Here is a 16,540-nt window from a genome sequence, read left to right on the forward strand (position 1 = left end):
CGGCCCCCTAGAACGGAATGTCGTCGTCGACGCCGCCCGAGCCGACAACGGCGAACGGGTCGATCGAGCCGGTGATCGAGCGCAGCGTCTCCGACGGGGCCCGGCCGGCCTCCGACACCCGGGTCGCCCACGCCGGGAAGGGGAACTCCAGGCAGAGCGGGACCGGGATGTCGGGCTGGTTGACGAACATGGTGCCCGGCTTGGCCAGCAGGGCGCGTTGCCGCTGGGCCGGCGGCAGGAAGCCGTACTCCGGGCGGGACGCCTCGGCCGGGTCGAGCCGGCCCACCACCCGGATCGCCGAGTTGGTGACGATCCGCCGTTCGACCTCGCTCGCCGTCTGCTGCGCGCCGACCAGGATCACCCCGAGCGAACGGCCCCGCTCGGCGATGTCGAGCAACACCTCCTTGATCGGGGAGGAGCCCTCGCGGGGGGCGTACTTGTTCAGCTCGTCGAGGACGACGAAGAGCAGCGGCTTGGCGGTGCCGGCCTTCTCCTTGCGTTCGAACTCGCCGCGCAGCGTCACGCCGACCACGAAACGCTGCGCGCGGTCCGGCAGGTTGTGCAGGTCGACGACGGTGACCTGGGCGCTCTCGGCGGTGTTGATGGAGTGCGGGCGGCGGGTGGCCAGGTCGCCGCGGATCAGCCGGCCGAGGTCCTTCTTGCTGCCGATCAGCCGGCGGGCGAACGCGTTGACCGTGCCCAGGCCGACCGCGCTGCCGGCCCAGTCACCCCGGGTCTCGTCGTCGTTGAGCTGCTCGACGATGTGGTCGACCAGGTCGGCGTAGGAGCCGAGGCGCACCCCGTCGACGCTGACCCCACCGTCGGCGGGCTGGGCGTAGCGGGCCAGGTGGGCGGTGACCGAGTGGACGACCATCGTGTACTGCTGGCGTTCGTCGTCGGCGTCGGCGAAGACGTACGGCAGGAGGCGGTCGGCGCAGAACTCGCTCAGCGTCCAGTAGAAGGCGTCGACGCCGGTGAGCCGGCTGCTCACGTCGGGGGTGCCGGAGGCGTCGCCGACCCGGGGCGGGGCGTACACCCGGACGTCGGGGAACGCGCCGGCGGCCAGCCCCAGCCTGGCGTACGCGGCCCGGGTGGTGTCGTCGAGACGGGCGTTGGGGTGATCGAGGAAGAGCAGGTCCTCGCCCTTGACGTTGAAGATGAGCGCCTTGGCGTTGACCGCGTCGCCGCCGAGCACCCCGGAGCGGAACACCGAGTAGAGCAGGAAGGTGGCGAAGCTGGTCTTGGTGGCGACCCCGGAGATGCCGGAGATCGACACGTGTGCGCCCCGGCTGCCGTCGAGGAAGTCGGCGTTGAGGTAGACCGGGACGCCGTCGCGGCCCATCCCCATCGGGATGCGCCGTTCCATCCGGTCGAAGTGCAGCGCGCGGGCGCGGGCGTCGCCCTCGGCCCGGTGCACGGTGGCGCCCGGTGCGGGCGGCACGTACAGCTCGGGGTCGACCCGGGTGGTGGTGATCTCGGCGGCCTCCTGCACCTGGGCCGGGAGGGTGCCGTCGGCGATGGCGAAGACGTCCGACTCGAACTGGGCGCCCTCGTGCCGGGCGCGGACCTGGGTGACCACCCCGGCGATGGTGACCGGCTCGCGGTCGGGCAGGTCGCGCCGGGTGACCACGACGTCGTCGAGCTGGAGGTAGCTGCCCGGCGAGACGGCCGTCCAGAACTGCAACGGGGTGGCGTCGGCGGTGCCGAGCACCCGGCCGACGGGCTCGCCGGGGCTGTCGATCCGGCCGTCGGTCCGGTCGTCGGTCATCCGCGGGCTCCGGTCAGCTGGTCGTCTCGGTCAGGGCGCACGCCCTGCATCCTGCCCGAGGAGTGCGACAGGTTGCCACGCGACGCGGCGGCGGCCACCGCCGGACCGCCGATCCGGCCGCCGGCCCGGCCGTCCGGACGCCGATTCCGTGACCGCACGGCAGGGGCCCGTCACCGACGGTGGATGTTTCGGCTGCCGGTGGCGATGTTTGGGCAGGTGGTGGGGCATCCCGGAAACCCGGCCAAAAAAATCCGCGGCGGAGGCGTTACAGATACCGGCCGGTTGGGCTCAGAATAGCCACAGCTGATATCGAGGATCTTCTGTTCTTCGATGTTGGTCGTCACGTCCGTAACCTGCGGACACGTGACCGGCCCACGGTCCACCACCGTCGGGTCGTCGTCAGTCGGCACCCTCCCGACTGTCCCTGTGGAGGCAGAACCCCCATGCGTCGAACCCCCCTGCTGAGCGGCCTCGCCACGGCCGCTCTCCTGGCCACCGCCGTCACGGTGCCCACCGCGGCCACCGCCGCGCCCGCCGCCGATCCGTTCGCCCGCGCGGTCGCCCAGCTCAAGGCCCACTCCGGTGCCGGCCTCGCCGCCGACGGGCAGACGTTCACCCCGCGCAACGTGGTGACCGACGCCGACGGCACCGAGCACGTCCGGCTCAACCGCTACTCCGACGGCCTGCCCGTCCTCGGCGGCGAGGTGGTCGTCCACCTCGGCAAGGGCGACTCCTGGCGCGGCGTCACCCACGGCCTCGCCGCCGCCCCGCAGCGCGCCCCGAAGGCCGCGCTCAGCGAGGCCGCCGCCGGCAAGATCGCCTACGCCGCGTCGACCGCCGCCGGCCGCTCGGTCGCGGGCGCGCAGCTGGTCTTCGACGCCGGTGCGACCGCGACCGCCCTCGCCTACGAGGTGGTGGTGGCCGGCACCCACGCCGACGGCACCCCGAGCGAGCTGCACGTGCTGGTGGACGCCACCACCGGCGCGGTCCGCGACTCGTGGGACGGCGTGCAGCGGGAGGGCACCGGCAACACCTACCACTCCGGCACGGTCTCGGTCGGCAGCAACCTCTCCGGCAGCACCTACCAGCTCGCCGACCCGGCCCGGGGCAACCACCGCACCTACGACCTCAACGGCAAGACCAGCGGCACCGGCACCCTGGTCACCAGCACCAACAACGTGTTCGGCAACGGCACCCTGAGCAACCGGCAGACCGCCGCCGCCGACGCCGCCTTCGGCGCGCAGAAGACCTGGGACTACTACAAGAGCGCGCACGGCCGCAACGGCATCCGCAACGACGGTGTCGGCGCGTACAGCCGGGTGCACTACAGCAGCAACTACGCCAACGCCTTCTGGCAGGACTCCTGCTTCTGCATGACCTACGGCGACGGCGGCTCCGGCTGGTACCCGCTCACCTCGCTGGACGTGGCCGGCCACGAGATGACCCACGGCGTCACCAGCAACACCGCCGGGCTGCGGTACAGCGGCGAGTCGGGCGGCCTCAACGAGGCCACCAGCGACATCTTCGGCACCCTCGTCGAGTTCTACGCGGCCAGCGCCAAGGACCCGGGGGACTACCTGATCGGGGAGAAGCTGCGCAGCACCGGCACCCCGCTGCGCTACATGGACAAGCCTTCCAAGGACGGCAAGTCGGCGGACTGCTGGAGCAGCTCGGTGGGCGGCCTGGACGTGCACTACTCCTCGGGCGTGGCGAACCACTTCTTCTACCTGCTCGCGGTGGGTAGCGGCACCTCGTCGTACGGCACCAGCACGACCTGCAACGGCACCACGGTCGCCGGCATCGGCAACACCAAGGCCGGGGCGATCTGGTACCGCGCGCTGACCCGCTACATGACCTCCACCACCAACTACAAGGGCGCCCGGACGGCGACCCTGTCGGCCGCGACCGACCTGTACGGTGCGACCAGCACCGAGTACAAGGCGGTCGCCGCCGCCTGGGCGGGCGTGAGCGTCAGCTGACCCCCGGGTCGGCGTCGACACGCCGACCCTGGACGTCCCGACGCGCGGGGCGTGGGCACACCGACCGGGTGGCCCACGCCCCGTGCCGTGTCCGGGGGACGCGACCCGGTTCAGCCGGCGGGCGCGGCCCCGGCGGAGTCGACGCCGGGCGCGTCGCGGGCGTACCGCAGCATGAGTACGCCGTCGGTGGCGGCCAGCGTGTGCCGCAGTGGCAGCGACCGGGGCGGGCTGGCCGGGCCGGCTGTGATCCGCCCCGGGCCGGCCCCGGCCAGCAGCGGGGCGACGGTGATGCAGAGTTCGTCGACGAGGTCGGCGGCGGTGAGCGCGCCGAACAGGTGCGGGCCGCCCTCGCAGAGCAACTGCCCCAGCCCCCGCCGGCGCAGCGCGGCCAGGCCGGCGGCGAGGTCGACGTCGTCCCGCCCGACCCGGACCAGGTCGACGATGTCGGTGAGGCCCGCTGGCGCGACCGCCGTCCCGGTGGTCAGCACGACCGGGCGCACCGGCGCGTCGGCGAACGCCGCCTGGGCCGGGTCGAGCCGCAGCGACCGGGAGACGACCGCAAGCGTCGGGTACTCGGCCAGGCCGTGCGCGCGTCGCCAGGCCCGGCGTTCGGGGCTGAGCCGCACCGCCCGGTAGCCCTCGTGCCGCAGCGTGCCGGCGGCCACCAGCAGCCCGTCGCAGAGCATCCGGAGCAGGCCGAAGACCCGCTTGTCCGGCGCACCGGAGAGGCCGGCGGAGTAGCCGTCCAGGGTGACCGCGCCGTCCGCGCTGGACACGAAGTTGACCCGTAGCCGGGGAGTGTCGGCGCGGGCGTAGAGCGCGGTCAGCGCGGCGTCGTCCAGCGGCCCGTCGGCGGGCGTGGGCCAGATCCGCCGGATCGGGATTCCGACGCTCATTCGCCGGCCGGACCGGTGACCGGAGGGGTGGGTGCGGGGGTACGGTGCTGACAGTCGCACCACTTCCGGCCGGGGCAGTCGTCGTGCCGCCGCTGTCGGCACGCTCGGCAGATCATGCCGGCAGCCTATGCGGTGGGTGGAGGGGGCAGCATGTCACGTCAGATCTTCCAGCTGAAGGTGTCCCTCACCGGGGTCCGCCCGTCGGTCTGGCGGCGGGTGCTGGTCCCCGGCGGTTACACCCTGGACCGGCTGCACCGGGTGGTGCAGCACGCGATGGGCTGGCGGGACTGCCACCTGCACGTGTTCGACATCGACGGGGTGCAGTACGGCGAGCCCGATCCGGACGCCGAGCCGGTGGTCCGCGACGAGCTGGACGTCCGGCTGGACGCGGTGGCCGGCAAGGGCAGCCGGTTCGGTTACGTCTACGACTTCGGCGACTGGTGGGAGCACGACCTGGTGGTGGAGGACGTCCTCGCCGCCGACCCGGACGGGCGTTACCCGAGCTGCCCGCAGGGTGCGCGGGCCTGCCCGCCGGAGGGCGTCGGCGGCCCGGCCGGGCAGCTCCTGCTGCTGGCGGCGCTCGGGGATCCGCACCATCCGGAGCATGCCACGATGCGGGACTGGGTGGGCCCGGGGCACGACCCGGCGGCCTTCGACGCGGGCCTGGCGACCACCCTGCTGCGCCGCTTCTGCTGATCTCCGTCGACGCCGGGTCATCACGTCAGGCGGGGTAAACGCGATAGCTGGTAACGATCTGGGAACGCTCCCAACGGTCTATTGACACCCCCGACACCTCCCGGCAATCTCATGGGAGCGTTCCCAAGGGCGTGGCGCGGATCACCCGCGACCACCTCCGACCGACCGGCGATCACCACCGGGCCGGCCGGGACGTGCGACAGCACCCCCCACCACACCCACCCAGCCTCACCATCGAAAAGGGGTCAGGATGAGCGTCACCACGCGGCGTACCCGTTTCGCGGTCGCCGCCCTGGCCGCAGTCACCGCCATCGGCGGTCTCGCGGCCTGCGGCAAGGACGACGAGCCGAAGGAGTCCGGCGGCAAGCCCAGCAAGCTGGTCGTCGACACCTTCGGTGAATTCGGATACGACGAGATCGTCAAGCAGTACGAGAAGGACACCGGCATCAAGGTCGAGCTGCGCAAGACCGCGCAGCTCAACGAGTACCGGCCGAAGGTGGTCCGGGCGCTGGCCACCGGCAAGGGCGCGGCGGACGTGACCGCGCTCGAAGAGGGCATCCTCAACGAGTTCAAGACCAACCCCGCGAACTGGGCCGACCTGACGCCGCTGATCGCCGACCACAGCAAGGAATACCTGCCGTGGAAGTGGGAGCTGGGCAAGGCGGCGGACGGCCGGCTGATCGGCCTGCCGACCGACGTCGGCAGCCTCGGCGTCTGCTACCGCAAGGACCTGTTCGCCGCGGCCGGGCTGCCGACCGAGCGGGACCAGGTAGCGGCGCTCTGGCCGGACTGGAACGCCTTCATCGAGACCGGCAAGAAGTACCGCGCGGCCACCAACAAGGGCCTGATCGACTCGGCCACCACCGCGGCCAGCGCGGTCATGGTGCAGCAGGGCGGTGACCTGTTTTACGACAAGGAGGACAACGTCGTCGCCGACAAGAGCGCCGCGGTGAAGACCGCGTGGGACACCGCTGTCGCGATGTCCGACGCGAAGATCTCCGCGAAGAGCGCCACCTGGTCGCCCGAGTGGTCGGCCGGCTTCAAGCAGGGCACCTTCGCGGCCACCTTCTGCCCGTCGTGGATGCTCGGTATCGTCGCCGACAACTCCGGCCCGGAGAACAAGGGCAAGTGGGACCTGGCGCCGGTTCCCGGCGGCGCGGGCAACTGGGGCGGCTCCTGGCTCGCCGTGCCGGCCCAGAGCAAGTACCCCAAGGAGGCGGCCAAGCTCGCCGAGTACCTGACCAACGCGAAGAGCCAGGTCGAGGCGTTCAAGCTCAAGGGCCCGCTGCCGACCAACCTCGAGGCGCTGAAGAACCCGGAGTTCACCGGCTACACCAACGAGTACTTCAGCGGCGCGCCGACCGGCAAGATCTTCGGTGAGAGCGTGGAGAAGATCCAGCCGCTGCACCTCGGCCCGAAGCACCAGGCGATCAAGGAGAACGCGTTCGAGCCGGCCCTGCGCTCGTACGAGAACGGGCAGTCCCCCAAGGACAAGGCCTGGGAGCAGTTCCTCAAGGACGCCAAGACCCAGGGCGCCTTCTGATCACTGCACGACCACCGGCGGTGGCGTCCGGGCATGTCCCGGGCGCCACCAATGGCGTCCCGTTCGACGTACCGCCCGCCTCACCGGCCCCGCCGGAGCCGGGAAAGGACCCCGCATGAGCCTCTCGGCCACGACGGCGCCGCCGTCGCCCAGCGCACCACCCCCCACACCTCCCCGGCGGCGCAGCCGGGCGATCACCCTGAACCGCCTCGACCTGAAGCTCTCGCCCTACCTCTACATCGCGCCGTTCTTCGTGGTCTTCGGCATCTTCGGGTTCTACCCGATGCTGCGTACCGCGTGGATGTCGCTGCACGACTGGGACCTCATCGGCGACCACAGCTTCATCGGGTTCGACAACTACACCCGGCTGTTCACCGACGAGTACTTCTGGAACGCCACGATCAACACGTTCGGCATCTTCGTCCTGTCGACGATCCCGCAGTTGCTCCTGGCGCTGTTCCTGGCCACCATGCTCAACCGCACCTTCCTGCGGGCCCGGACGCTGTTCCGGATGGCCATCTTCATGCCCAACGTGGTCTCCGTCGCCGCGGTGGCGATCGTGTTCGGGATGCTCTTCCAGCGCGACTTCGGTCTGATCAACTGGATGCTCAGCCTGGTCGGCATCGACGCGGTCGACTGGGACGCCCAGAAGTGGAGCTCCTGGACGGCCATCGCCTCCATGGTCAACTGGCGGTGGACCGGCTACAACACGCTGATCCTGCTGGCCGGCATGCAGGCCATCCCGAAGGACCTCTACGAGGCCGCCGCGATCGACGGCGCGAACCAGTGGAAGCAGTTCTGGCGGATCACCCTGCCGATGCTGACCCCGACCTTCGTCTTCGTGGTCACCCTGTCCACCATCGGTGGGCTCCAGCTCTTCACCGAGCCGCTCGTCTTCGGCAACGGCAACATCATCGGTGGCGACCAGCGCGAGTTCCAGACCCTGGCGATGTACATGTACGAACTCGGTATCGAGAACCTCAGTTCCGCCGGCTACGGCGCTGCGGTGGCCTGGGCCATGTTCGTCATGATCGCCCTGGTCTCGCTGGTGAACTTCCTGCTCGTCCGCCGTTCGGTGAAGTGAGGACCGCGCCGTGAACAAGGCATCCCAGCGCCTCTGGCGCACCAGTCCGCTGCTCTACATCGCGCTCGTCGTCGCGGTGCTCTTCTCGGTCTACCCGTTCTACTACATGGTGGTCATCGCCACCCGTAGCCTCGACCAGATCAACGACGTGCCGCCACCGTTCACCCCGGCCGGCGAGTTCGGCGCGAACTTCGGCCGGGTGCTCGACAACGACGCGGCGAACTTCCTCACCGGTCTGCTCAACTCGGTGATCGTCTCCGCGGTGGTGACCGTCTCGGTGGTGATCACCGGGTCGCTGGCCGGCTTCGCCTTCGCCAAGCTGCGGTTCCGGGGCCGCAACGCCCTGCTGCTGACGATCATCGTGACCATGATGATCCCGACCCAGCTCGGCCTGATCCCGCTCTGGGGCATGATCCAGGACCTCGGCTGGTACGACACCCTCTACGCGGTGACCGTGCCCTTCCTGGTCAGCGCCTTCGGCGTGTTCATGATGCGGCAGTACGCCATCCAGGCCATCTCCGACGAGCTGATCGAGGCGGGTCGGGTCGACGGCGCCAGCACCTTCCGGATCTTCTGGAACATCGTGCTGCCGGCGCTGCGCCCCGCCGCCGCCGTGCTCGGCCTGCTCACCTTCATGGAGACCTGGAACTCCTACCTGTGGCCGTACGCCGTGCTCACCCCCGAGAACCCGACCCTGCAGGTGTCGCTGGCGTTCCTGTCGTACGCCTACTACACCGACTACTCGCAGGTGTTCGCCGCGACCGCCATCGGCACCGTGCCGCTGGTGATCGTGTTCATCGTGTTCGGCCGCCAGATCATCGGCGGCATCATGGAAGGCGCCGTCAAGTCGTGAGCAACCCGACCCACCCGCCCGCTGTCGGCGTACTCGACCAGGGGCCGGAACTGACCTTCCCGCCCGGCTTCCTGTGGGGCGCGGCGACCGCCGCGTACCAGATCGAGGGGGCCGCCGCCGAGGGCGGCCGGACCCCGTCGATCTGGGACACGTTCAGTCACACCGAGGGGCGGGTGGTCTCCGGGCACACCGGGGACGTGGCCTGCGACCACTACCACCGGATGCCCGACGACGTCCGGTTGATGGCCGAGCTGGGCCTCAAGTCGTACCGGTTCTCGGTCTCCTGGCCGCGGGTGCAGCCCGGCGGCACCGGCGGCGTCAACCAGGAGGGCCTGGACTTCTACCGGCGGCTGGTCGACGAGCTGCTGGCCAACGGCATCGAGCCGTGGCTCACCCTCTACCACTGGGACCTGCCCCAACCGCTTGAGGACGCGGGCGGCTGGCCGGCCCGGGACACCGCCGGTCGGTTCGCCGACTACGCGTCCCTGGTCGCGGACGCCGTCGGCGACCGGGTGAAGTACTGGACCACGCTCAACGAGCCGTGGTGCTCGGCGTTCCTCGGCTACGGCTCCGGGGCGCACGCCCCCGGGCGGTCCGACGGGGCGGACTCGGTCCGGGCCGGGCACCACCTCATGCTCGGTCACGGGCTCGCCGTGCAGGCCCTGCGGGCGAAGTTGCCGCAGGCCCAGCTCGGTGTCACGGTCAACCTCTACCCGGTGACCCCGGCCAGCGACGCCCCGGGCGACGTCGACGCCGCCCGCCGGATCGACGGGCTGGCCAACCGGTTCTTCCTCGACCCGCTGCTGCGCGGGTCGTACCCGGCGGACCTGACCGCCGACCTGGCCGAGGTGACCGATTTCGGACACGTCCGCGACGGCGACCTGGAGATCATCTCCACCCCGCTGGACCTGGTCGGGATCAACTACTACAGCCGGCACGTGGTGGCCGCGCCGGTCGCCGGCGAGGAGCCGGAGAAGTACTGGCGGGCCCCGTCCTGCTGGCCGGGCAGCGAGGAGGTCCGGTTCGTCACCCGGGGTGTCCCGGTCACCGACATGGACTGGGAGATCGACGCCCCGGGCCTGGTGGAGACGCTGCGGCGGGTCCACGAGGAGTACACCGACCTGCCGCTCTACGTCACCGAGAACGGCTCGGCGTTCGTCGACACCGTGCAGGACGGTCGGGTCGACGACGTCGACCGGTTGGCCTACTTCGACGCCCACCTGAGGGCCTCGCACGAGGCGATCGCGGCCGGGGTGCCCCTGCGGGGCTACTTCGCCTGGTCGCTGATGGATAATTTCGAGTGGGCCTGGGGTTACACCAAGCGCTTCGGGATGATCTGGATCGACTACGACACCCAGGCCCGTATCCCCAAGTCCAGCGCCAGGTGGTACGCCGAGGTGATCCGACGCAACGGTCTGGCCGCACAATAGGCAGAGGCCAGCCAGCATTCCGGACGGCCCCGCCGCGCCGCCCGCCCCCGGGGGCGGACGGCGGGGACCGTCCGACGTCGGAGGAGCAGACGATGACAACGCAACGCACCCGGTCACTCGGGCGCCCGACCCTCGACGCGGTCGCCGCCCGCGCGGGTGTCGGGCGGGGCACGGTCTCCCGGGTGGTCAACGGCTCACCCCAGGTCAGCCCGGAGGCCCGGGCCGCCGTCCAACAGGCCATCGCCGAACTGGGGTACGTCCCGAACCGGGCGGCGCGGGCACTGGTCACCCAGCGGACCGACTCGGTGGCCCTGGTGGTCTCCGAGTCGGGGGAGCGGGTCTTCACCGAGCCGTTCTTCGCCGGCATCGTCCGGGGCGTCAGCTCCGGCCTGCTGGAGACGCCGCTGCAACTCTGGCTCGCGATGGTGCAGTCCCCGATCGAACGGGAACGGGTCGAGAACCACCTGACCAACCAGCACGTCGACGGGGTCCTGCTGCTGTCGCTGCACGACTCCGACCCGCTGCCCACCCTGCTGGAGGAGCGCGACCTGCCCACCGTGCTCGGCGGCCGGCCGGCCCGGATGCTGCGCCCCGGGGCGCGGCCGTCCTGGTTCGTCGACGTCGACAACGTCGGTGGCGCCCGCAACGCCGTGCAGCACCTGGCCCGGCAGGGCCGCCGCCGGATCGCCACCATCGCCGGTCCGCAGGACATGGGCGCCGGCCTGGCCCGTCTGGTCGGCTACCGGGAGGCGGTGGAGTCCACCGTCGGGATGCTCGACCCCCGCATGATCGCCTACGGGGACTTCAGCGAGGGCAGCGGCGCGGCGTGCATGCGCCGCCTGCTGGAGGCCTGCCCCGAGCTGGACGCGGTCTTCGTCGCCTCCGACCTGATGGCGTTCGGCGCGCTGCGGACGCTGCGTGAGGCGGGCCGCCGGGTGCCCGAGGACGTGGCGATCATCGGGTTCGACGACTCGCCTGTCGCCCAGCAGGCCGACCCGCCGTTGACCACGGTCTTCCAGCCGGTGGAGGAGATGGGCCGGCAGATGGCCCGGCTGCTGGTGGCCCGCATCCGGGGCGACGAGATCCCCACCCCGCACATCCTGCTGGACACCGAACTCATCCAGCGTGCCTCCACCTGAAACGCTTCGACACCTCCGACCTCCACCTCCGGGCCGCCGTCGGGTGGCCTGACGCGCCGGTGGCGTCGGCTCAGGACCAACGGCCCAGGCTCAGGACCAGCGGCGCAGTTCCCGCTTGGCCAGGGACGCGCGGTGCACCTCGTCCGGGCCGTCGGCGAGCCGCAGGGTGCGGGCCTGTGCCCAGAGCCCGGCGAGCGGGGTGTCCTGACTGACCCCGGCGCCGCCGTACCCCTGGATCGCCTTGTCGATCACCCACTCGGCCATCGCCGGAGTAGCGATCTTGATGGCCTGGATCTCGGTGTGCGCGCCCCTGTTGCCGACGGTGTCCATCAGCCAGGCGGTCTTGAGCACCAGCAGCCGGGCCTGCTCGATCCGTACCCGGGACTCGGCGATCCACTCCCGGACCACGCCCTGCTCGGCGAGCGGCCGGCCGAACGCGATCCGCTGGTTGGCCCGCCGGCAGAGCAGCTCCAGTGCCCGCTCGGCCATGCCGACCAGGCGCATGCAGTGGTGGATGCGGCCCGGTCCGAGCCGGGCCTGGGCGATGGCGAACCCGGCTCCCTCGGCACCGACCAGGTTCTCCGCCGGCACCCGGACGTCGACGAAGTCGATCTCGGCGTGCCCGCCGTGCGGGGCGTCGGTGTAACCGAAGACCGTCATGCCCCGCCTGACGTGCACCCCGGGGGCGTCCCGGGGCACCAGGACCATGCTCTGCTGGCGGTGCCGGTCGGCGTCCGGGTCGGTCTTGCCCATCACGATGAACAGTTCGCACCGGGGGTCCATCGCCCCGGACGACCACCACTTGCGCCCGTTGACCACGTAGTGGTCGCCGTCGCGGACGATCCGGGTGGCGATGTTGGTGGCGTCGGAGGAGGCCACCTCGGGCTCGGTCATGCAGAACGCCGAGCGGATCTCGCCGGCCAGCAGCGGGGTGAGCCACCTGTCGCGCTGCGCCCCGGAGCCGAACTCGGCAAGCAGTTCCATGTTGCCGGTGTCCGGCGCGGCGCAGTTGACCGCCTCGGGGGCCAGGTGCGGGCTGCGCCCGGTGAGCTCGGCGAGCGGGGCGTACTGGAGGTTGGTCAGCCCGGCACCGTAGCGCGGATCGGGCAGGAAGAGGTTCCACAGGCCGCGCCGTCGCGCCTCGACCTTCAGCCCGTCGAGCACCGGGGAGCGCGACCACGGGTCACCCGCCGCGGCGACCTGCTCCGCGTGCACCGGCTCGGCCGGCAGGACGCACTCGTCGAGGAACGCGCCGAGCCGCTCCCGCAGCTCGACGGTACGGGCGTCGTAGCCGAAGTCCATCAGTTCCCCCTGACCGCGCGCAGACCGTGCTCCACCAGCGGCGTCACCATGTCGCCGATCCGGTCGAACCCACCGCCGAGGGTCTGCCCCAGGGTGTGCCGGTAGTGGATGCCCTCGCAGATCACCGCCAGCTTGAAACAGCCGAGGGCCAGGTGCCAGTGCAGCGGCCCCACGTCGACGCCGCTGCGGTCGGCGTACCGGGCGATCAGCTCGCCGCCGGTGGGGAAGCCGGCGCGCGGGCCGAGCCCGTCGGCGTCCGGGTTGCCCTCGGCGAGGTCGCTGTCGCCGAGCACGTCCCAGTACGTCAGCAGCAGCCCGAGGTCGGCCAGCGGGTCGCCCAGGGTGGCCATCTCCCAGTCCAGCACCGCCCGGACCGACACCGGGTCGACAGCGGTGAGCAGGTTGTCCAGCCGGTAGTCGCCGTGCACGATCCGGCCGGCGTTCACCCCCTCGGGCACCGAGGCGGCCAGCGCGTCGCGCAGCTCGTCCACCCCGGGCAGCTCCCGGCTGCGGGACCGGTCGAGCTGGCCGGCCCAGCGGCGTACCTGCCGTTCGAGGTAGCCCTCCGGACGGCCGAAGTCGGCCAGCCCCACCTCGGCCGGGTCGACGGTGTGCAGCGCGGCGAGGGTGTCCATCATCGCCCAGGCCAGATCGCGGCGTTGCCCGTCGGTGAGCGGGTCGGTCTGGGCCCGGGTGCGCAGCACCTCGCCCGGCACCCGGCGCATCAGGTAGAAGGGTGCCCCGATCACGGCCGGGTCGGCGCAGAGCAGCACCGCCTCGGGCACCGGCACGGCGGTCGGCGCGAGCGCGGCGATCACCAGGTGTTCGCGGGTCATGTCGTGTGCGGTGGCCAGCACGTGCCCCAGCGGCGGGCGGCGCAGCACCAGCTCGCGCCCGCCGCAGTGCAGCAGGTAGGTCAGGTTGGACCTGCCGCCGGTGATCAGGTCGGCCCGCAGCGGCCCGTCGGCCAGCTCCGGCCGGTGCGTGGCCAGCCACCCGGCCAACCGGTCGAGATCCAGCCCGGGCGGCGTCCGGTCGCCGGTAACTCCGCCGTCGTGGGACGCGTCGACGGCCGGCTCGGTCATCCGCATAGTTGATGGCAGGTCAGCCGGGTTGTCAAGGTCAGCGATTTTCCGCCCGGGACATGCCACGGCAACAGGGGCGAAATGGTCAACCGGCAGGCTGGGGACCAGCCTGCCGGCCGTGTGCGGTCGGCCCGCCGAGCGGAGGGACAGACATGTTGCTGAGAGTTCGGGTGACCCTGCCGGACCGACCCGGGACACTCGGCCAGGTGGCCCGCACGCTCGGCGTCTCCGGGGCGGACATCGTCCAGGTCGTGGTGCTGGAACGGCTGGGCGGCCGGGCGGTGGACGACTTCACCGTGGTCTGGCCCGGCGCCGCCCGGGTCGAGGGGCTGCTCGCGGGGTTGGCGGCGATCCCGGGGGTGCGGGTGGACGGGGTGTGGCGGGCGATCGGCGCGCCGACCACCACCGGTCAGGACGCCGAACTGCTCGCCCAGGTGGCGGCGAACCCCACCGACGGGGTGGCCACCCTGGTCGACGCGGTGCCGGGGCTGCTCGCGGCGGACTGGGCGGTGGCGGCCGTCGTGCCGGTGGACTGGGCCTCGCGGGCCGGTGCGGGGACGGCGACCGTCGGGCACGCCAGTTGGCGCGCGCCCGAGCCGCCCCGGCTGCCCGAGGTGACCCCGCTGCGGGCCCGCACGTTGACCATGGCCGACGGCACGCACTACGCGATCGCGCCGTTCGGCCGGGCCGGGCTGGTGCTGGTGGTCGCCCGGGACCACACCGAGCCGCTGACCGCCGCCGGGTTCCACGCCACCGAGGTGGACCGGCTCGCCCAGTTGGTCCGGGCCAGCGCGGTGATCCTCGGCGACCGACTCGACCTGGTCGGCCCGCAGTCGGTGACCACCGTCACCTGACCTGGGCGGACGGTTGCCGGTGCGACACCGCCGGGCAACGCCACGGCAACAGGCTGCGGGCAGGCTTCGTGCTGGGGAAGGGAGTGGACATGGCGCTGTGGCGGGTGCGCGCGACCGTGGACGACCGGCCGGGATACCTGTCGGTCCTCACCGCGAGTCTCGCGTTGCGGGGGGTCAACATCCTCACCGTGCAGGTGCACACCACCGAGGTCGGCGCGGTCGACGACTTCCTCGTCGACGCGCCGGACACCCTCGACGAGGCGGATCTGATCGCCGCCGTCGAGCGGGGCCGGGGCCGGGACTGCTGGGTCGCCCGCAGCGAGGCACGCGGCCTGGCCGACCAGCCGACCCGCGTGCTCGGGCTGGCCACCCGGCTGGTCGGTGACCCGGAACTGGCCGGTGAGGTGCTCCGGGCCACGCTCGGCGCTGACGAGGTGACCTGGCGTCCGACGGCTGCCGGCGACCACGACGCGGTGGGCACCACGACCATGCTGCTGACCGACCCGGCCGGCGGCTCGTACGAACTGCGCCGACGGGCGCCCAGCTTCACCCCGGCCGAGTACGCGCGGGCGCAGGCGCTCGTCGAGTTGGCGGCGGCGGTGGCCCGGCGGGAGGCCGACCGGGTGGTCCTGGTGCTGCCCGACGGTGCGCAGCTGACCGTCCGGCCGGCTACCGCCGACGACCTGGCGGGCGTGGTCGACCTGCACGAGCGCTGCTCGGCGTCCAGCCGGCAGCGGCGCTACCTGAGCGGGGCGGCGCTGCCCTCGCCGGCCCGGCTGCGCCGGCTGCTGGAACCGGCCCGGGGGCTGACCCTGGTGGCCACGACGACCGGCTCCGACGGGGCGGTGGAGTCGGTCGTCGCGCTGGCCAACCTGCTCGCCGAGGGTGACGAGGCAGAGGGGGCGCTGCTGGTCCGGGACGACTGGCAGCGGCGTGGGCTGGGCACCGCGCTGCTGCGCCGGCTGCTCGCCCACGCCGAGCGGGCCGGGTTCGCGGCCTTGGTCCTGCACACCCAGGCGGAGAACACGCCGATGGTGCGTACGGTGGCCCGGCTGGGCCGGTCCGCGCCGATCGAGCGGGACGGCAGCCTGCTCACGGTGACCGTCGCGCTGGCCGCCCCGGTGGCCGACGGCCCGGTCGCCGAGGGGACCGGCCGGTCCGGTGCGGCCGTGATCGGTCCCCGGCGGACGAGCACGAGCGGTGGAGTCTGCTGACGACCGACCACCACTCATCGAGACGACCCGTGTGGCACCGGGCGGGGGCTTTCCATCCGGTGCGTGGCCGAACTCCGATGCGGAGAACGGTGTACAGGCAGGGCCCCCGGTGCGGGGGCCCTGCCCATGTCCGGACCGGTTTCGGGCAGCACGTCCGGGCCGGTCGCGGCCAGGTGGCCCGGGGCCGCCGGTCGGGCCGGCGGGTGCGCGGTCGGTGGGGTGCACGGTCGGCGGGGTGGCGGTCAGCCAAAGAAGACGCCGGCCCGGCGGTGCCCGGAGACGCAGAACCGGTTGCCCTCGGTGTCGGCGAGGACGACGTACGGCAGTTGGCCGGGTTCCGGCTCGGTGGGGTAGTGCGGCCAGTCGACCCGTTCGGCACCCAGACCGCACAGCCGGTCGACCTCGTCGTCGAGGTCCCGCTCTCCCGCGTGCAGGTCGAGGTGGATGCGGGGGAGATCCGTCACCGGGCTGACGCTGACGTCCATGGCCAGGGGCACCCCGGCGGTGCCTGGCGGTGGTTCCAGCACGATCCAGCCGTCCCCGGGGTAGCGGGGTGGCCGGCGGACGTACCCGAGGGCCCCGGCCCAGAAGCGGCCGGCGCGACGGTCGTCGGTCACGCCCAGTGACACCTGTTCGATCATCGACATCGATCCAGGCTAGTCCGGCCGGGAGGGGCGTCACCGGTCGGCCACGTGGC

15 protein-coding genes are annotated in these 16,540 nt (G+C 72.2%); 9 read left to right on the top strand and 6 right to left on the bottom strand.

From position 1 onward, the window contains the following. Positions 1-7 precede the first annotated feature (7 nt). Positions 8-1,768 (bottom strand): ATP-binding protein, encoded by a 1,761-nt coding sequence (locus tag Q2K16_RS29540; RefSeq protein ID WP_302741598.1) that lies wholly within the window; start codon positions 1,766-1,768, stop codon positions 8-10. A 170-nt stretch (positions 1,769-1,938) separates the two neighbouring features. Next, positions 1,939-2,178 carry a hypothetical protein gene (locus tag Q2K16_RS29545; protein ID WP_302741599.1) on the bottom strand — a complete coding sequence of 80 codons (240 nt, stop codon included), beginning with the start codon at positions 2,176-2,178 and terminating at the stop codon, positions 1,939-1,941. A 33-nt stretch (positions 2,179-2,211) separates the two neighbouring features. Here Q2K16_RS29545 and Q2K16_RS29550 point away from each other — a divergent pair, with 33 nt between their 5' ends. Then, on the top strand, positions 2,212-3,747 hold the full coding sequence (locus Q2K16_RS29550; protein WP_302741600.1) for a M4 family metallopeptidase: 1,536 nt from the start codon (positions 2,212-2,214) through the stop codon (positions 3,745-3,747). A 110-nt stretch (positions 3,748-3,857) separates the two neighbouring features. On the opposite strand, the gene Q2K16_RS29555 is transcribed toward Q2K16_RS29550, so the two are convergent. Then, entirely contained in the window at positions 3,858-4,643 is a 786-nt protein-coding gene (locus Q2K16_RS29555; protein ID WP_302741602.1) for a pyrimidine reductase family protein, read from the bottom strand. A gap of 150 nt (positions 4,644-4,793) precedes the next feature. On the opposite strand from Q2K16_RS29555, the gene Q2K16_RS29560 reads away from it, so the two are divergent. The 6 genes from Q2K16_RS29560 (at position 4,794) to Q2K16_RS29585 (ending at position 11,388) form a co-directional block, all read left to right on the top strand. After that, complete coding sequence (locus Q2K16_RS29560) at positions 4,794-5,339, top strand: plasmid pRiA4b ORF-3 family protein (RefSeq protein WP_302741604.1); 546 nt, start codon at positions 4,794-4,796, stop codon at positions 5,337-5,339. Between the two features lie 250 nt (positions 5,340-5,589). Beyond that, entirely contained in the window at positions 5,590-6,882 is a 1,293-nt protein-coding gene (locus Q2K16_RS29565; protein ID WP_302741606.1) for an ABC transporter substrate-binding protein, read from the top strand. A gap of 115 nt (positions 6,883-6,997) precedes the next feature. Then, positions 6,998-7,966: a carbohydrate ABC transporter permease gene (locus Q2K16_RS29570; RefSeq protein WP_302741608.1), complete on the top strand. Its 969-nt coding sequence runs from the start codon at positions 6,998-7,000 to the stop codon at positions 7,964-7,966. Between the two features lie 10 nt (positions 7,967-7,976). Then, positions 7,977-8,819, top strand: coding sequence for a carbohydrate ABC transporter permease (locus Q2K16_RS29575; protein ID WP_204924033.1), 843 nt, complete (start codon positions 7,977-7,979; stop codon positions 8,817-8,819). Then, positions 8,816-10,249: a GH1 family beta-glucosidase gene (locus tag Q2K16_RS29580; protein WP_302741612.1), complete on the top strand. Its 1,434-nt coding sequence runs from the start codon at positions 8,816-8,818 to the stop codon at positions 10,247-10,249. The genes Q2K16_RS29575 and Q2K16_RS29580 overlap by 4 nt, the downstream gene beginning before the upstream one ends. 92 nt (positions 10,250-10,341) lie before the next feature. Beyond that, entirely contained in the window at positions 10,342-11,388 is a 1,047-nt protein-coding gene (locus Q2K16_RS29585) for a LacI family DNA-binding transcriptional regulator (RefSeq protein ID WP_302741614.1), read from the top strand. A gap of 90 nt (positions 11,389-11,478) precedes the next feature. On the opposite strand, the gene Q2K16_RS29590 is transcribed toward Q2K16_RS29585, so the two are convergent. Then, complete coding sequence (locus Q2K16_RS29590) at positions 11,479-12,690, bottom strand: acyl-CoA dehydrogenase family protein (protein ID WP_302741616.1); 1,212 nt, start codon at positions 12,688-12,690, stop codon at positions 11,479-11,481. Then, entirely contained in the window at positions 12,690-13,775 is a 1,086-nt protein-coding gene (locus Q2K16_RS29595; protein ID WP_302741617.1) for a phosphotransferase family protein, read from the bottom strand. The genes Q2K16_RS29590 and Q2K16_RS29595 overlap by 1 nt, the downstream gene beginning before the upstream one ends. Positions 13,776-13,927: 152 nt before the next feature. Here Q2K16_RS29595 and Q2K16_RS29600 point away from each other — a divergent pair, with 152 nt between their 5' ends. Together Q2K16_RS29600 and Q2K16_RS29605 are read left to right on the top strand one after the other, a co-directional pair. Beyond that, a complete protein-coding gene (locus tag Q2K16_RS29600; RefSeq protein WP_088645447.1) occupies positions 13,928-14,629 on the top strand; it encodes an ACT domain-containing protein in 702 nt (233 codons plus the stop codon). An 89-nt stretch (positions 14,630-14,718) separates the two neighbouring features. Beyond that, entirely contained in the window at positions 14,719-15,843 is a 1,125-nt protein-coding gene (locus Q2K16_RS29605) for a GNAT family N-acetyltransferase (protein WP_302741618.1), read from the top strand. Positions 15,844-16,085: 242 nt separating this feature from the next. On the opposite strand, the gene Q2K16_RS29610 is transcribed toward Q2K16_RS29605, so the two are convergent. After that, positions 16,086-16,490 (bottom strand): VOC family protein, encoded by a 405-nt coding sequence (locus Q2K16_RS29610; RefSeq protein ID WP_302741620.1) that lies wholly within the window; start codon positions 16,488-16,490, stop codon positions 16,086-16,088. Between the last annotated feature and the right edge of the window lie 50 nt (positions 16,491-16,540).

The organism is Micromonospora cynarisoli (assembly GCF_030518815.1).
GTDB classification, from domain to species: domain Bacteria; phylum Actinomycetota; class Actinomycetes; order Mycobacteriales; family Micromonosporaceae; genus Micromonospora; species Micromonospora wenchangensis.